This window comes from Streptomyces sp. SS8, from assembly GCF_054072955.1.
In genome coordinates, this window is the sequence record NZ_JBSVCZ010000009.1 from 111,693 (window position 1) to 126,048 (window position 14,356).

Consider the following 14,356-nt stretch of genomic DNA (forward strand, 5'->3'; position numbering starts at 1 on the left):
CGGGGGTTGCGGGAGCACGGCAGCGGGCCGGTGCGGCGGTCAGTCCCCGGGCGGGGCGGTGCCGGGGCGCGCCGCACCGGGGGGCCGGGTGCCGGGGCGCGCGGTGTGGGCGGGGTGGCCGTGGGTGCGCCGGGCCTCCTTCATCTCCGCCTCGTACAGGTGCTTCAGGCCGCCCGTCAGCCGGTCGCGCACCAACTCCTCCAGGCGCGCGAACGGTTTGTAGTAGTGCGAGTCGTAGCCCTCGACGATCTGGAACGTCCAGTGGCCCGGGATCACGTTGCGGCCCAGCACCTCGGTCTCCAGCAGCTCCGCCTCCCCGGTGTGCCCGGCCTCGCGCAGCAGCTCCACCGCCTCGCCCAGCAGCAGGTCGGAGCGGCCGGTCATCTGGTGGAAGGAGTACAGGTGGCCGCGTGCCCGCTCGGTCGCCTCCAGCGCCTCGGTGACCTTGCCGACGGCCTCGACCGTGGCGTCGTCCACGCCCGGCGGGCGGCGGTGCGCCCGGTCGGGCCGGTCGTCGGGCTCCTCCCCGGGCCGGCCGGTGGCGCGGTCCCCGGTGCGTTCGTCCGTCACGCGTGCCTCCCCGCTTCCCGGTCGGTCTCGTTCCGGCCGGACTCCACCACTTTCCGCAGCCGGGACAGCATCAGCCGGTGCCGCAGCTGGAGCGCCGCGTCCAGGGGCGCGGTGTGCAGCTGGGCCACCGCGCCGCGCAGGGGGTGCTCGTCCATGGTGATCAGCGAGCCCTCGCCCCACGGCTTCACCGAGATGGCGATGCGGGCCGTGCCCAGCCGTCCCGCCGACGCCTCCAGCTCCAGCTGCCCGGGCGGCTCGCAGACGCGCACGATCGTGTGGCCGCGCTCGGTCAGCGGCCCCACGCCGATCGTGTAGCGCAGGGCCGTGCCCACCTCGGGCCAGTGGCCCTCGGCCTCATGGGTCTCCCGGGTGCCCACGACCCACCTCTGGTACTGCTCGGCGTCGCCGAGGACGCTCCACACCCTCTCGGGTTTCCTGTTCACCCACACATGTCGCACTGCCATGCGGGGCCGGGTACCCGATTTCGCGCGAAGCACCGCCGGGGCGGGGCGGCCGGCCCCTTACGGACGAGCCCGCCGCCCGCCCGGGTGCCGCCCCCGCCCGCGCACCGCCGCCCCCGGCCCGGGCGGGGTGCCGGGCACCGGCCGCCGTCTGGCATGGTTGGCGGCGCCCCCACCCGCCTTTACCGGTACAGCGGCCGGTACGGCCACCCGCACAGCCAAGGAGACCCCGCGACATGAGATTCGGCCTGCTCGGCACCGGCCCCTGGGCCCGTCTCGCCTACGGCCCCGCACTGCTCGCCCACCCCGACGCCGAGCTGGCGGGGGTGTGGGGCCGCAGGCCCGAGGCGGCGGCGCAGATCGCCGAACGGTTCGGCGGCCGGCCCTACGACGACGTGGACGCGCTGCTGGAGGACTGCGACGCGGTCGCCGTGGCGCTCCCCCCGGACATACAGGCGCCCCTGGCCGTACGGGCCGCCGAGGCCGGCCGCCATCTGCTGCTGGACAAGCCGGTGGCCACCACCGTCCCCGCCGCCCGCGACATCGCCCGCGCGGCCGAGGCGGCCAAGGTGGCCTCGGTCGTCTTCTTCACCCTGCGCTTTCGTCCCGAGACGGCGGCATGGCTGGAGGAGCAGAGGCGGACGGGCGGCTGGCAGCTGGGCCGCGCCGACTGGCTCGGCGGCATCTTCGCCGAGGGCGCCGAGCCCAGCCCGTTCGCCGACTCGCCCTGGCGGCGGGAGAAGGGCGGGCTGTGGGACGTCGGCCCGCACGCCCTGTCGATGCTGCTGCCGGTGCTCGGCGACGTGGCCGGCCTCGACGGGGCGGTGGCCGCCGTCCGCGGCGCCGGGCAGACCGTCCAGCTCGCCCTGAGCCACACCTCGGGGGCCTCCAGCACCTGCGCGCTCGGCCTCGCCGTCGCGCCCGCGGCGTCCGTGACCCGGGTGGAACTGCGCGGCACCGCGGGCGCGGTGGAGCTGCCGGACGGGGAGACGGACGCGGTCGCCGCCCTCGGGCACGCCGTGGACGCCCTGATCACCTCGGCCCGCACCGGTGAGCCGCACCCGTGCGACATACGGTTCGGGGCGCGGGTGACGGAGATCCTCGCGGCGGCGCAGGCCCGGCTCGACGGGGCCCGGGCGGTCTGAGGGCGCGTCAGTCCCGGCGCAGACTCACACCGCAGCCCGCGCACAGCGTGTAGGTCCAGTATCCGTCGCGCCACAGCTCGGTGCCGGCCGGCTCCGCGCACACCCAGCACACCGGCGTGCCCCCCGGCTCCGGGTGGACGGGCGGCCGCGCGCCCAGCACACGGCGCACCACCACCGGCAGCGGCTCGGCGGGATGGCGCCGGGGATCGGGGCAGTAGGCCAGGCCGTGCCACCGGCGCCGCTGCGTCTGCCAGGCCTCGGCGCGGCCGGGCTGCCGCCTGCCCGCGCGCTTCTCGCGCACCCGGCGCCCGGCGTACGCGGCCTCGGCGGCCAGCCACACCTGCCGGGCCGCGTGGAGCTCCTCCACGGCCCGCACCAGCGAATCCGGATCCCGCTCGGGCCTGCCCGGTATGCCCGCGCTCCCGCGCAGATGGTGGTAGGTCGCCCGGAAGCCGTACGGAGCGAAGTGCTGCAGACACGTCCGCAGATCGCTCAGCCGGCGGTGCGCGGGCCGCGCCGCGTCGTGCACACGGGCCCGGTGCGTACCGAAACTGCTCATCCTCGCCCCCCTGTCGTCCCACGGAGAGGATGACCGCACACTGCACCATCCGACACCTCCGGCGGGGCCGCTTTCCGTACTTTCCCGTGTTTTCCCGAGCTCTCCCGGAAGGCCGCGGACCGCGCGGCCGTCACTCCGGCGGGTGATGGAACGGATATCCGGTCCCGGCCAAGGGGTGGCGGGGTGTACACCCGCCCAAAGGGGAACGAACACGCAGGCTCGGGCCGCAACGCCCACATGATCACCCGCTGTGTCGCCGCATATTCACACGGTGTTTGTCAAGTCTCTGCGACGGCTCGGCGGATGCCCCTATGCTCCCTGTCACGCAGCGGGGTGCCTCCGTCACGGCGAGTCGCCGCCGCGTGCGGTGCCCCGGCGCCGCCATGCCCCGAAGCGGGGCGGCCGGGGGGCCGGCGGGGCCGGAACTCCCCCTCCCGGCGAGTGGCGTATGCCGCGGGTACGTGCCCCGGGCACGCCCTCCGCGCCGCCGCACAGCACCGCCCGTCCCGAAGCACCGCCCACCGCCCGTCCCACCGCCCACCCCAACGTCCCAGAGGATGCCCATGGAGCCCGCCGGCTCGTTGACGGGAGGCCGACGCCCCTCTCCCGGGGGCCTGTGGCTCGCCTCCCCCGTACTGGTGGCCGCCTGCGCGGCCCTGGCCGCGTTCTTCGTCACCGCCCCGGCCCGTGCCGCGGTCGCCTGGTGCGGAGCCGCGGCGACGCTCGCGGTGGCCGCGGCCGCCCGCGAGGTGGTCCGCCGGGGCCGCGAGATCACCGCCGCCCACCGGCGCGCGGAACGCCAGCTCGCCGACCTGGAGCACTACTGCCTGGAGGTCATGCCGCCCGTCGTCGAGGCCGTGCAGCGCGGCGAGGTGCCCGGCGACGTACTGCCCCCCTCGCTGCACCCCGCCGACTCCGACCCGCGGCTGGTGGCCGCCCACGAGAAGCTGACCAACACCGTGGTGAGGGCGGTCCAGGACCGCGAGTTCCAGCGCGACTCCGCCCGCCGCGCGATCGTCAACATCGCCTGCCGCCTCCAGGCCGAGATCCACCGCCTCCAGGCCGACCTGCGCAGGATGCAGTTCAAGCACCCGGCCCCGGAGATCCTGGGCGACCTGATGCACCTGGAGCACGGCGTCAACGTCGCCGGCCGCGTGGCCACCAGTCTGGCCGTCCTCGGCGGCGGCAGCCCGGCGCGCCAGTGGCAGAAGCCCGTCTCCCTCTACGACGTGCTGCGAGCGGGCAGCGCCCCCATCGCCGAGTACCTGCGCATCGAACTGCACCGGATCGCCGAGATCGCGGTGCTCGGCCCGGCGGTCGAGCCGCTGAGCCTGGTCTTCAGCGAGCTGATGGACAACGCCGCCCGCTACTCGCCGCCCAGCACCAAGGTGGTCGTCAACACCGAGGAGGTGGCCTCGGGAATCGAGGTCTCCATCGAGGACAAGGGGGTGGGCCTGACCGAGGAGACCCGCCGGCACGCCGAGTTCCTGCTCACCCAGGCGCAGAACGGGCTGGACCTGGAGGACCTCGGCGAGACGGCCCGCATGGGCCTGCGCGTGGCGGGCGTCCTGGCGGGCCGTCTCGGGCTGCGGATCTCCCTGCGGCCCTCGACCTGCGACGGGGTGCGCGCGGTCGTCTTCGTCCCGCACGACCTGCTCACCGCGCTGCCCATGGAGGCCTACGCCCGGGTCGGCGGCCGTCCCCCCGGACCGGTGACCCGGCGGCGGGCCATGGCCGGGCCGCCCGCGCCCGCGCATCCGGCGGCGCGTCCGCCCGCGGCCCGGTCCGCCGCCGGGGCGGACGCGGACGGCGGACCGGCCGCCGTCGAGCGGAACGCCAACGGGCTGCCGCAGCGCCACCGCCGGCGCACCGCCGTCCCCCCGGCGGGGGCGGGTGGCACGGGGACCCTGGGCGGCAGGTACGGGGTGTCCGGGGCGCCGGGCGCGGAGGCGGCCGGGAGGTCGCCCCTGGAGACCCACCCCGACACGGGGCTGTGGATGGGCGCGTTCTTCGCCGGGGCCGGCGGTGACAACCTCGGCGGCGCCGAAGCCGGCGGGGACACGGCCCCGGTTCCGCACCCGACGACCCCGGTGCCCCCGGTGCCCCGGCAGGCACCGGACCGGTCCGAGACCGGCGACGAGTCGTGAAACCGGCAATGGAATCAGGTGATCCGCACGTGACGACGCAGCAGCGGCTCAAGAACATGGACTGGTTGCTCAAGGACCTGGCCGCCACCGTCCCCCGCACCCGGCACATCGTCCTGCTCTCCGCCGACGGCCTGTGCATGGCCCAGTGGGGCGCCGGCAAGGACGCGGCCGACCGGCTGGCCGCGGCCTCCTCCGGCCTCAAGAGCCTGGCGCAGTCGGTGGCCGCGGAGTTCCCGCACAGCGACGGCGGGGTGCGCATGGTCGTACTGGAGGTGGACGGCGGCTTCTTCTACCTCATGGCGGCCGCCGCCAACTCCTACCTGGCGGTGACCGCCGACGAGGGGGTGGACGCCGGACTGATGAGCCAGCGGATGAGGGACCTGGTCATCAGGATCGGCGACCACCTCGCCAGTCCGCCCCGGGCCCCGGAGCAGGCCCCGTGAACGGGGACGGCCGGGGGGCGGGGGAGAGGGACTGGGAGGAGGGCACGCCCGTCCCCCTGTACATCGTCACCGGCGGGCGCACCGAGGCCGGGGAGGAGCGGGTGCTCGACCTGGTCACGCTGATCGTGGCCCGCTCCGAGTCGCAGCCGGGGATGCGCCCCGAGCACGTCTCCATCCTGCGCATGTGCGCCGGCCCGCTCTCCGTGGCCGAACTGTCCGCGTACCTGGACCTGCCGTTCAGCGCCGTCCAGGTGCTGCTGGCGGACCTGATCGCCGAGTCCCTGGTGGAGGCGCGGCAGACCCGCGCGGCGCACACGGCGGCCGCGGACCCCGACGTCGAGATCCTGAAAGCGCTGATCGGTGGGCTGCAACGACTTTGAACCGCCGCCCGGCCCGCGGTGCGAGGACCTGCTGCCGGCCTCCGCGGAGAGGTCGGTCAAGGTGGTCGTCGCCGGGGGCTTCGGCGTCGGCAAGACGACCATGGTGGGCTCCGTCAGCGAGATCCGCCCCCTGACCACCGAGGAGACGATGACGCAGGCCGGGGTCGGCGTGGACGACCTCTCCGGCGTGGAGCGCAAGACCGAGACGACCGTGGCCATGGACTTCGGCCGGATCACCCTCGACGAACGGCTCGTCCTCTACCTGTTCGGCACACCCGGCCAGCAGCGCTTCTGGTTCCTGTGGAACGGCGTGATCGCGGGCGCGCTGGGCGCGGTGGTGCTGGTGGACACCCGCCGGCTGGAGGAGAGCTTCCCCGCCATGGACCGCCTGGAGCAGGGCGGCGTCCCCTTCGTCGTCGCGGTCAACAACTTCCCCGGCGCCCCCGTCCACCCCGCCGGCGAGCTGCGGTCCGCGCTCGACCTGCCCGAGCACGTTCCCGTGGTCGGCTGCGACGCCCGCAGGCCCGACTCCAGCCGCGACGTCCTGCTGACGCTGATGCACCACCTCTACGACTCCGCCACCGCGACCCGGGAGGTCCTGTGAGCACGCCGCCCTTCCCCGGACCGGACCTGCCGTCAGCGGGCCCCCGCCCCGGACCGTCCGCCGCCGCGCACGGCGGGGCCCCGGCCGCCGGGGCGGCGCCCCCGCCCGGCTGCCCGGCCCACGCGGCGGGCGCCGCACCCCTGTACGGGCCCGAGGCGTCGGCGGATCCCATGGGCCTGTACGAGCGGCTGCGGGCCGAGCACGGCGCCATCGCGCCCGTCCTGCTGGAGGGCGGGGTGCCCGCCTGGCTGCTGCTGGGCCACGACGAGATCCTCCAGGTCGCCCGCAACCCGCGCCGCTTCGCCCGCGACACCCGGCTGTGGCGCGACTGGAGGGAGGGGCGGATCCCCGAGGACTCGCCGCTGGCGCCGGTGCTGGCCTGGCGCCCCGACTGCATCTCCCAGGACGGCCGGGAGCACCGGCGGCTGCGCGGCGCGGTCAAGGACAGCCTGGAGCGCTTCGACCGGCGGGCCATCCGCCGCGCCGTCCACCGGCGCGCCCACCAGCTCGTCGACGCCTTCGCCGGCGCGGGGCGGGCCGAACTGGTCGGCCAGTTCGCCCTGTCGCTGCCCATGATGGTGCTGACCGACCTCTACGGGCTGCCGGAGGAGGAGGGGGCGCGGCTGGTCACGGCCAGCCGGCAGCTCGTCGGCGGCACACGGAAGGCGCTGGAGGCCGACCGGCACATCCACGAGATCCTGGGCCGGCTGGTCGCAGCCAAGCACCTGGCGCCCGGCCCCGACCTGGCCTCCTGGCTGATCGAGCACGAGGCCGCGCTCAGCGACGAGGAGGTCCGCCAGCACCTGCGGCTCGTCCTCGTCCTGGCCCACGAGGCCACCACCAACCTGATGGTCAACACACTGCGGATGGTGCTGACCGACCCGCGTTTCCGGGGCACCCTCAACGGCGGCCAGATGACCCTCCCGGCGGCCGTGGAGCAGATCCTGTGGGACGAGCCGCCGCTGACGGTGCTGCCCGCGCGGTTCCCCAGGTACGACATGGAGATCGCCGGGCGCGAGGTCCGCGAGGGCGACCTGCTGCTGCTCGGACTGGCGGCCGGGAACGCCGACCCGGCCACCGGGCGCACCACGGGCCAGGAGATGCACGGCAACCGCTCGCACCTGTCGTTCAACAGCGGGCCGCACGAGTGCCCGGGCCAGGACATCGGGCGGGCCGTCACCGGCTCCGGGATCGACACCCTGATCGCCAGGCTGCCGGATCTGCGGCTGGCCGTCCCCGAGGAGGAGCTGACCTGGACCTCCTCGTCCTGGTCGCGCCGTCTGGACGCGCTGCCGGTGCGGTTCACCCCGCGCCACGACCGCAACCCGTTCGTCCGCACCCCGGCCGGCGGGCGCCGGCCGGCAACGGGCGCGGCCGCGCGCTCCGAGGCCCCGGCCGGTGCGGCGCGTACGGAACCGGGCCGTGGGCCGGCCGGCCTGTGGCGGCGCCTGCGGGGACGCGTCCGGCCGGGGTGACCGGCCGGCCGGTGCGGTCCCGGCCCGGTCCCGGCTCGGCTCGACTCGGCGGGCAGGGGGCGCTAACGGGAGAGCGCGTCGCGCACGGCCTCCTCGCTGCGCCCCACGACCGCCGAGCCGTCGTCGGCGGTGATGATCGGACGCTGGATCAGCCGCGGGTGCCCGGCCAGCGCGGCGATCCAGCGGTCCCGCTCGGCGGGCTCCTTCGGCCAGGACCTCAGGCCGAGCTCCTTGGCCTCGGCCTCCTGCGTGCGCGTGATGTCCCAGGGCTCCAGGCCGAGCCGCCCCAGCACGGCGCGCAGCTCGTCCTCGGTCGGCGGGTCCTCCAGATAGCGGCGGACGGTGTACTCGGCGCCCTCGGCGTCCAGCAGCCTCACCGCGCTGCGGCACTTCGAGCAGGCGGGATTGATCCAGATCTCCATGCGCCTCACGGTAGCGGCCGTACGGCGGGCGGTGGGGGGCACGGGCGGCCGGCGGCGTTCACCGCGAGGGCTCCCGCGCGGGCGCGGTGGGAGGCGGGGGAGCGGCGGGCAGGACCCCGGCCCCGTACAGGTGCTCGCGGGCGCCGCGGATCGCCTCGGGGGTGCTGGACCAGTCCCGGTCCCCGGGGCCGACGGCGTCCAGCGCGCCGACGGACTCCAGGGCGCGGCGCTGCTCGGGGCGGACCCCGGAGACCAGCACGGTGATGCCGCGCCGGTGCAGTCTGTCGATCGCGTCCTTCAGCACGAGGGCTCCGGTGGCGTCCACCGTCGTCACCCGCGACATGCGCAGGATCACCACGCGCACGTCGGCCACCTCCGACAGCTCCAGCAGGAAGCGGTGGGCGGCGGCGAAGAACAGCGGACCGTCCAGGCGGTAGGCGACGATGTGCTCGGCCAGCAGGGCGCGTTCCTCGTCGCCGTGCCCGCCGGGGATGTCGCCGGTGACGTCCACCTGGTCCAGGCGGGCCTGCCGGGCCACCGCCCGCAGGGCGAGGGTGCCCGCGACGAGCAGGCCGGCGATCACCGCGTACACCAGGTCCAGCACCAGGGTCGTCACGGCGGTCAGGATCAGGACAGCCGCGTCGGAGCGGGTGGCGCGGGTGATCGCCCGCAGCGATCCGACCTCCACCATGCGCACGGCGGTGGCCAGCAGCACACCGGCCAGTGCGGCCAGCGGGATGCGCGAGACCAGCGGGGCGGCGGCCAGGACGACGGCGGCGAGCGCACCGGCGTGCGTCAGCGCCGCCAGCCGCGAGCGGGCGCCGCCGCGTACGTTGACGGCGGTGCGGGCTATGGCGCCGGTGGCGGGCACCCCGCCGAACAGCGGGGAGGCGATGTTGGCCAGGCCCTGCCCGAACAGCTCCCGGTCCGGGTCGTGCCGCTGCCCCACCGTCATGCCGTCGGCCACGGAGGCGGACAGCAGGGACTCCAGGGCGGCCAGCGCGGCGACGGCCACCGCCGGGGCGAGCAGCGAGGACAGCGCCGACGGGTCGAGGAAGGACAGCGAGGGCGCGGGCAGGCCGGGCGGCAGATCGCCGATCGGCTCGGCGCCGTCGAGGCGGAGCACCTCGGTCACGGCGGTCGCGGCGGCCACCGCGACGACGGAGAACGGGACGGTGGGCCGCCACCGGGCGCCGGCCAGCATCACGGCGGCCACGGACAGTGAGAGCGCGACGGCCGTCCAGTTCGGCTGCCGGGCGAACTCCACGGCCGCCCGCCAGGCGACGGCCGCCACCCGGTCGCCCTCGGGAACGGGCACGCCCAGGGCGCCGGGCACCTGCTGGAGGGCGATCACACAGGCGATGCCGAGGGTGAAGCCCTCCACGACCGGCGCCGGCACGTACCGCATCCAGCGGCCTGCGCGGGCCAGGGCGAGCGCCACCAGCATCAGTCCGGCCAGCAGGCCGACGGTCAGCACGCCCGAGGGGCCGTGCGCGGCGGTGATCGGGACGAGGACGACCGTCATGGCGCCGGTGGGCCCGGAGACCTGGAGGTTGGAGCCGCCGAAGAGGGCCGCCAGGGCGCCGGCGACCACGGCGGTGGCCAGCCCGGCCTCGGCGCCGAGTCCGGAGGAGACGCCGAAGCCCAGGGCCAGCGGCAGCGCCACGATGGCCACCGTCAGCCCCGCCAGGAGGTCCTGCCGGGGATGGGCGCGCATGGCGGCGAGGTCGGAGCGGGTGGGCAGCAGGGAGCGGCATGCGGCCAGGGCCGGCCGGGCCTGGCCGGAGACGGTGCTCACTCGGCGCCGTCCCCGGCGGCTTCGGAGGCGGTCGGCGAGGCGGCCGGGGGGACGGCCGGGGAGGGGGCCCGGGGCGGGTCCCGCAGTTCCGCCAGGAGTTCGTTCTGCCCGGCGAGCATCTCGGTCAGGATCCGGCGCGCGGCCCGCATCAGCTCCGCGACATCCCCGCCGGCCAGCTCGTAGACCACGGTGGAGCCCTCGCGGGTGGCGGTGACTATGCCCGAGCGGCGCAGTACCGCGAGCTGCTGCGAGAGGTTGGGCGGCTCGACCTCGATGGCGGCCAGCAGGTCGCGTACCGGCTTCGGGCCGTCCTGGAGCAGCTCCAGGACGCGGATGCGGACCGGATGCCCCAGCATCCGGAAGAACTCGGCCTTGGCCTGGTACAGCGGAACCGGCACGGGAACCTCGGTCTCCTCGGCGTTCGCCCCGGCCCGGTGGGCCGCGACGGGTGTCCTCGGGTCCTCGGGCAGAGGACTTGCACTGTGAAGCATCTATGGAATTGCATAATTCTGCAACTTGTCGGTTGGTGGAGGCGGCGTCAGACAAGTGGCGGAGGGAGGACGGCTCCGGTCAGACGGCCGTCCGTTTCTCGGGCCGCCCGTCTGCCGGGAGGGGCGGCTTCTTCCTGCGCCGACCTGCGGGAACGTGCTCGGAGCCGGGTAACTCCGGGTGCTTGACGGCCGGTTGGGGGTTTCCTATGTTCTCCTCGTTCTACCGGAAAGATTCCGGAAGGTTTCTCTCCCCCGTGTTTCCCACCCCCCACCGCGAGCCGGGCCCGAGCGCTCCCGGACGAGGAGAGCCGGGCCCGGCCGCGCACCAGGAAGGAACCTGAGTTGACCAGGACAACGAGCGCCACCACGGAGGCCGCCGCGCACCGCACGCGCCGCCCGGGCCGTCTGCGCCGCCTCGCGGCGCCCCTGCTGCTCGCGGCCGGTCTCTGCATGAGCTCCCTGGCCACGGCGGGGCCGGTCCAGGCCGTGGACAGTACCGTCATCACCTACACCCAGAGCGGCGGCCGGACCGTCTCGTTCACCTTCGACGACGGCCCCGACCCCACCCACACCCCCCGCCTGCTGGAGGTGCTGCGCAAGCACAACGTCAAGGCGACCTTCTGCCTGTGGGGCGACCACGTGCGGCAGTACCCGTACCTGGTGAGCCGGATCGCGGCCGACGGCCACCGGCTGTGCAACCACTCCATGGCCCACCAGGACATGGGCGGCTGGTCCCAGCAGCAGATACGCCAGAACCTGGAACAGGTCAACAACGTGATCCGCCAGGCCGCTCCCGGCGCGCAGATCACCTACTTCCGTGCCCCGTACGGCAGTTGGGGGCAGTCCCCGCAGGTGGCGGCCTCGATGGGGATGCAGCCGCTGGGCTGGCGGGCGGACATCGGCGACTGGCAGCCGCCGGGCACGGGCGAACTGGTCAACCGGATCATGCAGCGCGTCACGCCCGGGGCGGTGATGCTGATGCACGACGGCGGCGGCGACCGCGGCCAGACCGTCTCGGCCGTCGACCAGACCATTCCGCAGCTGAAGGCACAGGGCTACACGTTCGACCAGCCGGCCGTCCGCTGACCCCTGGCGGCACACGTCCGCGCGCACCCGGACGCACTCGCGCGCACCCGGACGCACCGGCCCCGGCGGGAGTTCCCGCCGGGGCCGGTGCCGTCGTGCCGTGTGTCAGACGACGGTGCAGGCCGCGCCGTCCAGTGTGAAGGAGGCGGGCTCGCCGGTGTCGCCGGTGTGGCTCGCCTGGAAGCCGATCTGCACGCTGGCCCCGGCCGCCAGGGTGGAGTTGTACGAGGCGGGCCTGGCGGTCACCGCACCGCTGTCCGGGCTGTAGCTCGCGCCCCAGCCGGCGACGATGGTCTGGCCCGCGGGCAGGCGGAAGGAGAGCGACCAGCCGTTCAGCGGCGTGCTGCCGGTGTTGGTGACGGTGACGGACGCGGTCAGCCCGGTGTTCCAGGCGTTGGTGGTGTAGGCGACCCGGCAGGCCCCCGGCTCCGGCTCAGGCTCCGGGTCGGGGTCCGGGCCGGAGCCGGTGCCGTCCAGGCCGAAGAACGCGATGGCCCGGGCCGCCATGCCGCCGGCGGGCAGGGAGTGCCCGATCCCCTGGACGCTGATGGCCTCCACCGGGGCCTGGTCACCGGTGCCGCCGTAGCGGGTGCGGACCCAGTCCGGCTGCGGCCGGTCGGTGTACGCGGGCGTCGGGCTCACCCCGTGGACGTCCGTCCACTGCTCGATCTGCTCGTTGAAGTTGGGGTAGCGCAGGGTGCTGTCCTCGGTGCCGTGCCAGATCTGCATCCGGGGCCGCGGCCCGCTGTAGCCGGGGTACGCGCCGCGCGCCAGGTCCCCCCACTGCCGCGGCGTCCTGTCCACGGTGCCGTTCGCGCAGGCGCTGTTCCAGCCCGAGCCGTCGGTGGTGGCGAAGCAGGAGTGCGGCACGCCCGCGAAGGCCGCGCCCGCCTTGAACACGTCCGGGTAGTTGCCCACCAGGACGTTGGTCATCATCGCCCCCGAGGAGGCGCCGGTGACGTAGATCCGGTCCGGGTCGGCGTTCAGACGCTGCTGTACGTAGCCCACCATCGAGCGGATGCCCACCGGGTCGCTGCCCCCGTCGCGCCGCAGCGCCTGCGGGGAGGAGACGTCGAAGCAGTTGCCGCTGCGGGTCGCCGACGGGTAGACCACGACGAACCCGTACCGGTCGGCCAGCGAGGCGAACTCGGTGCCGGAGTGGAACGCCGGGCCGGAGCCGGTGCAGTAGTGCACCGCCACCAGCACCGGCGGACGCTCCTGGACGGTGTCGGGCACGTACAGGTGCATGCGCAGGTTGCTGGGGTTGCCGCCGAAGTTCGTCACCTCGGTCAGCGAGGCGGCGGAGGCCGGGGGTGCGGCGAGGGTCAGGAGGAGGGCCGTCAACATGGGCAGCACACCTCCCAGCAGCGCCGTCAGGCGCGATCCGGCCGGGCGCCCTCCGGATCTCCGCGCCGCCGTGCGCACGGATCTGTCGGTCATCTCCGTCTCCTTCCTAGACTGCGGAACGTGAAGGGACTGCTGCTGCGGCTGTCCGCGCTGGACGCGGACGCCGCCACCGCCGTACGCGTGATCGCCCACTTCGAGGCGCTGCTCGGCGGTGCGCTGGACCCGGTGACCCTGACGCGGTCCACGGCGGGGCTGGCCGGGTGCGCCGCGGGGCTGGAACTGCCCGACGGCCGCACGGTGCGGTTCGCCCCGGACGGCGCCGCCCTGACGGGTGCGCCCGGACGCGTCTCCGGCCGGGTGGACCTGGAGCCGGCCGGCCGCGTGTGGCTGGAACGTCCCGGCGTGCCGGGGCCGTTCGACGAACTGGTGCTGGAGTGGATGGCCATCGCCGCCCGCGTGCTGGCCGGCCGTCCCCGCCCGGCCCGCACCCCCCGGGCCGCCGACCCGGCGCTGGTCGAACTGGTGCTGTCCGGCCGGGAGGCCGTCGAGGACCGCGCCCGCGCCCTGCGGCTGCTGGGCCTGGAGCCGGGGACGCCGCTGCGGGTGATCGCGGTGGCGGTGGACAGGGGAGCGGATACGGGAGCGGGCGCGGGGACGGACGCCGGGGTCGAGGCCGTCGCGCTGCTGGGGCGCGGCGCGCTGCGGGGCACCGTACGGGTGGCGCGGGTCGGCTCGCTGGGAGCGGTGCTGGTGCAGCGCCGGGGCGGTGCGCTCGGCGGGGAGGACGCCTTCGGCGGGGAGGAAGCCTTCGGCGGGGAGGGCACGTTCGGCGGGCGAGGGGTCCCCGGATCCGCCCCGGACGGCACCGGCGCCGCATCGCCGGCCGCCGAGCTGCGGGCGGCGATGCGCGAACGCGCCCGCGACCGGAGCACGGCCCGCGGGCCGGCCCCGGGCACGCGCGTCGGGATCGGGTCCGGCGCCGACCCGCTGGACGCCCACACCTCCTGGGCACAGGCCCGGGCGGCCCTGCGGTTCGCGGTGGCGGGCGCCCCGCGGGAGGCGGTGGCCGACCACGACGAACTCGGCCCCCTCGCACTGCTGGCCGACATCCCGGTGGAGCGGCTGCGCGCCCAGGCGGACGTACGGCGGCTGGGGCGGCTGGGGGACCCGGCGCACGGCGAGCACGGCGGCTCCGCCACCGGGCAGGTCCGGCCGGGCGGTGAACTGCTGGCGGCCCTGGCCGCGTTCTGCAGCACCGGATCACTGCGGCAGGCCGCCGCCGAACTGCACCTGCACCACAGCTCGGTGGCCGCGCGCCTGGCCCATGTGGAGAAGGAGACGGGCTGGCGGCTGCGCGATCCGCAGGACCGCTTCCGCGCCCAGCTCGCGCTGTACGCCCTGCGGCTGGCCGGTAACGGGGACGGCTGA

At 75.6% G+C, this 14,356-nt stretch carries 15 protein-coding genes; 8 read left to right on the forward strand and 7 right to left on the reverse strand.

Annotated elements, in window-relative coordinates; translation table 11 throughout:
* Window positions 1–39: 39 nt before the first annotated feature.
* Window positions 40–570, reverse strand: a complete 531-nt coding sequence (locus ACW69E_RS11480; protein WP_457498072.1) for a hypothetical protein — start codon at window positions 568–570, stop codon at window positions 40–42.
* Complete coding sequence (locus ACW69E_RS11485) at window positions 567–1,034, reverse strand: SRPBCC family protein (RefSeq protein WP_457498073.1); 468 nt, start codon at window positions 1,032–1,034, stop codon at window positions 567–569. The genes ACW69E_RS11480 and ACW69E_RS11485 overlap by 4 nt, the downstream gene beginning before the upstream one ends.
* A 233-nt stretch (window positions 1,035–1,267) precedes the next feature.
* On the opposite strand from ACW69E_RS11485, the gene ACW69E_RS11490 reads away from it, so the two are divergent.
* Window positions 1,268–2,176 (forward strand): Gfo/Idh/MocA family protein, encoded by a 909-nt coding sequence (locus tag ACW69E_RS11490; RefSeq protein ID WP_457498074.1) that lies wholly within the window; start codon window positions 1,268–1,270, stop codon window positions 2,174–2,176.
* A 7-nt stretch (window positions 2,177–2,183) separates the two neighbouring features.
* Here the strand turns inward: ACW69E_RS11490 and ACW69E_RS11495 are convergent, their stop codons facing one another.
* A complete protein-coding gene (locus ACW69E_RS11495; RefSeq protein WP_457498075.1) occupies window positions 2,184–2,735 on the reverse strand; it encodes a hypothetical protein in 552 nt (183 codons plus the stop codon).
* A gap of 563 nt (window positions 2,736–3,298) precedes the next feature.
* On the opposite strand from ACW69E_RS11495, the gene ACW69E_RS11500 reads away from it, so the two are divergent.
* Genes ACW69E_RS11500 through ACW69E_RS11520 form a run of 5 tightly spaced genes read left to right on the forward strand, consistent with a single transcriptional unit; the run spans window position 3,299 to window position 7,784 of the window.
* Window positions 3,299–4,882 (forward strand): ATP-binding protein, encoded by a 1,584-nt coding sequence (locus ACW69E_RS11500; RefSeq protein WP_457498076.1) that lies wholly within the window; start codon window positions 3,299–3,301, stop codon window positions 4,880–4,882.
* 56 nt (window positions 4,883–4,938) lie between these two features.
* Entirely contained in the window at window positions 4,939–5,325 is a 387-nt protein-coding gene (locus tag ACW69E_RS11505; RefSeq protein ID WP_457498146.1) for a roadblock/LC7 domain-containing protein, read from the forward strand.
* Window positions 5,322–5,705, forward strand: a complete 384-nt coding sequence (locus ACW69E_RS11510; RefSeq protein ID WP_457498077.1) for a DUF742 domain-containing protein — start codon at window positions 5,322–5,324, stop codon at window positions 5,703–5,705. Before ACW69E_RS11505 ends, ACW69E_RS11510 begins: the two co-directional genes overlap by 4 nt.
* Entirely contained in the window at window positions 5,686–6,309 is a 624-nt protein-coding gene (locus ACW69E_RS11515) for a GTP-binding protein (protein ID WP_457498078.1), read from the forward strand. Before ACW69E_RS11510 ends, ACW69E_RS11515 begins: the two co-directional genes overlap by 20 nt.
* Window positions 6,306–7,784, forward strand: a complete 1,479-nt coding sequence (locus tag ACW69E_RS11520) for a cytochrome P450 (RefSeq protein ID WP_457498079.1) — start codon at window positions 6,306–6,308, stop codon at window positions 7,782–7,784. The genes ACW69E_RS11515 and ACW69E_RS11520 overlap by 4 nt, the downstream gene beginning before the upstream one ends.
* Before the next feature lie 62 nt (window positions 7,785–7,846).
* Here the strand turns inward: ACW69E_RS11520 and ACW69E_RS11525 are convergent, their stop codons facing one another.
* From ACW69E_RS11525 to ACW69E_RS11535, 3 genes are all read right to left on the reverse strand, one after another.
* Entirely contained in the window at window positions 7,847–8,206 is a 360-nt protein-coding gene (locus tag ACW69E_RS11525; protein WP_457498080.1) for an arsenate reductase family protein, read from the reverse strand.
* A 58-nt stretch (window positions 8,207–8,264) separates the two neighbouring features.
* Window positions 8,265–9,923, reverse strand: coding sequence for a SulP family inorganic anion transporter (locus tag ACW69E_RS11530; protein ID WP_457498147.1), 1,659 nt, complete (start codon window positions 9,921–9,923; stop codon window positions 8,265–8,267).
* Window positions 9,924–10,000: 77 nt separating this feature from the next.
* Entirely contained in the window at window positions 10,001–10,402 is a 402-nt protein-coding gene (locus tag ACW69E_RS11535) for an ArsR/SmtB family transcription factor (RefSeq protein WP_457498148.1), read from the reverse strand.
* Between the two features lie 435 nt (window positions 10,403–10,837).
* On the opposite strand from ACW69E_RS11535, the gene ACW69E_RS11540 reads away from it, so the two are divergent.
* Window positions 10,838–11,581 carry a polysaccharide deacetylase family protein gene (locus ACW69E_RS11540; RefSeq protein WP_457498081.1) on the forward strand — a complete coding sequence of 248 codons (744 nt, stop codon included), beginning with the start codon at window positions 10,838–10,840 and terminating at the stop codon, window positions 11,579–11,581.
* A 105-nt stretch (window positions 11,582–11,686) separates the two neighbouring features.
* Here ACW69E_RS11540 and ACW69E_RS11545 read toward each other — a convergent pair whose 3' ends face one another.
* The gene (locus ACW69E_RS11545) at window positions 11,687–13,021 is read right to left on the reverse strand and encodes an extracellular catalytic domain type 1 short-chain-length polyhydroxyalkanoate depolymerase (protein WP_457498082.1); all 1,335 of its coding nucleotides are present in this window, start codon (window positions 13,019–13,021) and stop codon (window positions 11,687–11,689) included.
* Between the two features lie 27 nt (window positions 13,022–13,048).
* Between ACW69E_RS11545 and ACW69E_RS11550 the strand changes: the two genes are divergently transcribed.
* Window positions 13,049–14,356, forward strand: a complete 1,308-nt coding sequence (locus ACW69E_RS11550; protein WP_457498083.1) for a PucR family transcriptional regulator — start codon at window positions 13,049–13,051, stop codon at window positions 14,354–14,356.

Coding starts and splice junctions, on each gene's coding strand:
- ACW69E_RS11485 (WP_457498073.1), bottom strand. CDS start 1,034: ATGGCAGTGCGACATGTGTGGGTGAACAGGAAACCCGAGAGGGTGTGG.
- ACW69E_RS11530 (WP_457498147.1), bottom strand. CDS start 9,923: ATGCGCGCCCATCCCCGGCAGGACCTCCTGGCGGGGCTGACGGTGGCC.
- ACW69E_RS11490 (WP_457498074.1), top strand. CDS start 1,268: ATGAGATTCGGCCTGCTCGGCACCGGCCCCTGGGCCCGTCTCGCCTAC.
- ACW69E_RS11525 (WP_457498080.1), bottom strand. CDS start 8,206: ATGGAGATCTGGATCAATCCCGCCTGCTCGAAGTGCCGCAGCGCGGTG.
- ACW69E_RS11500 (WP_457498076.1), top strand. CDS start 3,299: ATGGAGCCCGCCGGCTCGTTGACGGGAGGCCGACGCCCCTCTCCCGGG.
- ACW69E_RS11495 (WP_457498075.1), bottom strand. CDS start 2,735: ATGAGCAGTTTCGGTACGCACCGGGCCCGTGTGCACGACGCGGCGCGG.
- ACW69E_RS11545 (WP_457498082.1), bottom strand. CDS start 13,021: ATGACCGACAGATCCGTGCGCACGGCGGCGCGGAGATCCGGAGGGCGC.
- ACW69E_RS11505 (WP_457498146.1), top strand. CDS start 4,939: ATGGACTGGTTGCTCAAGGACCTGGCCGCCACCGTCCCCCGCACCCGG.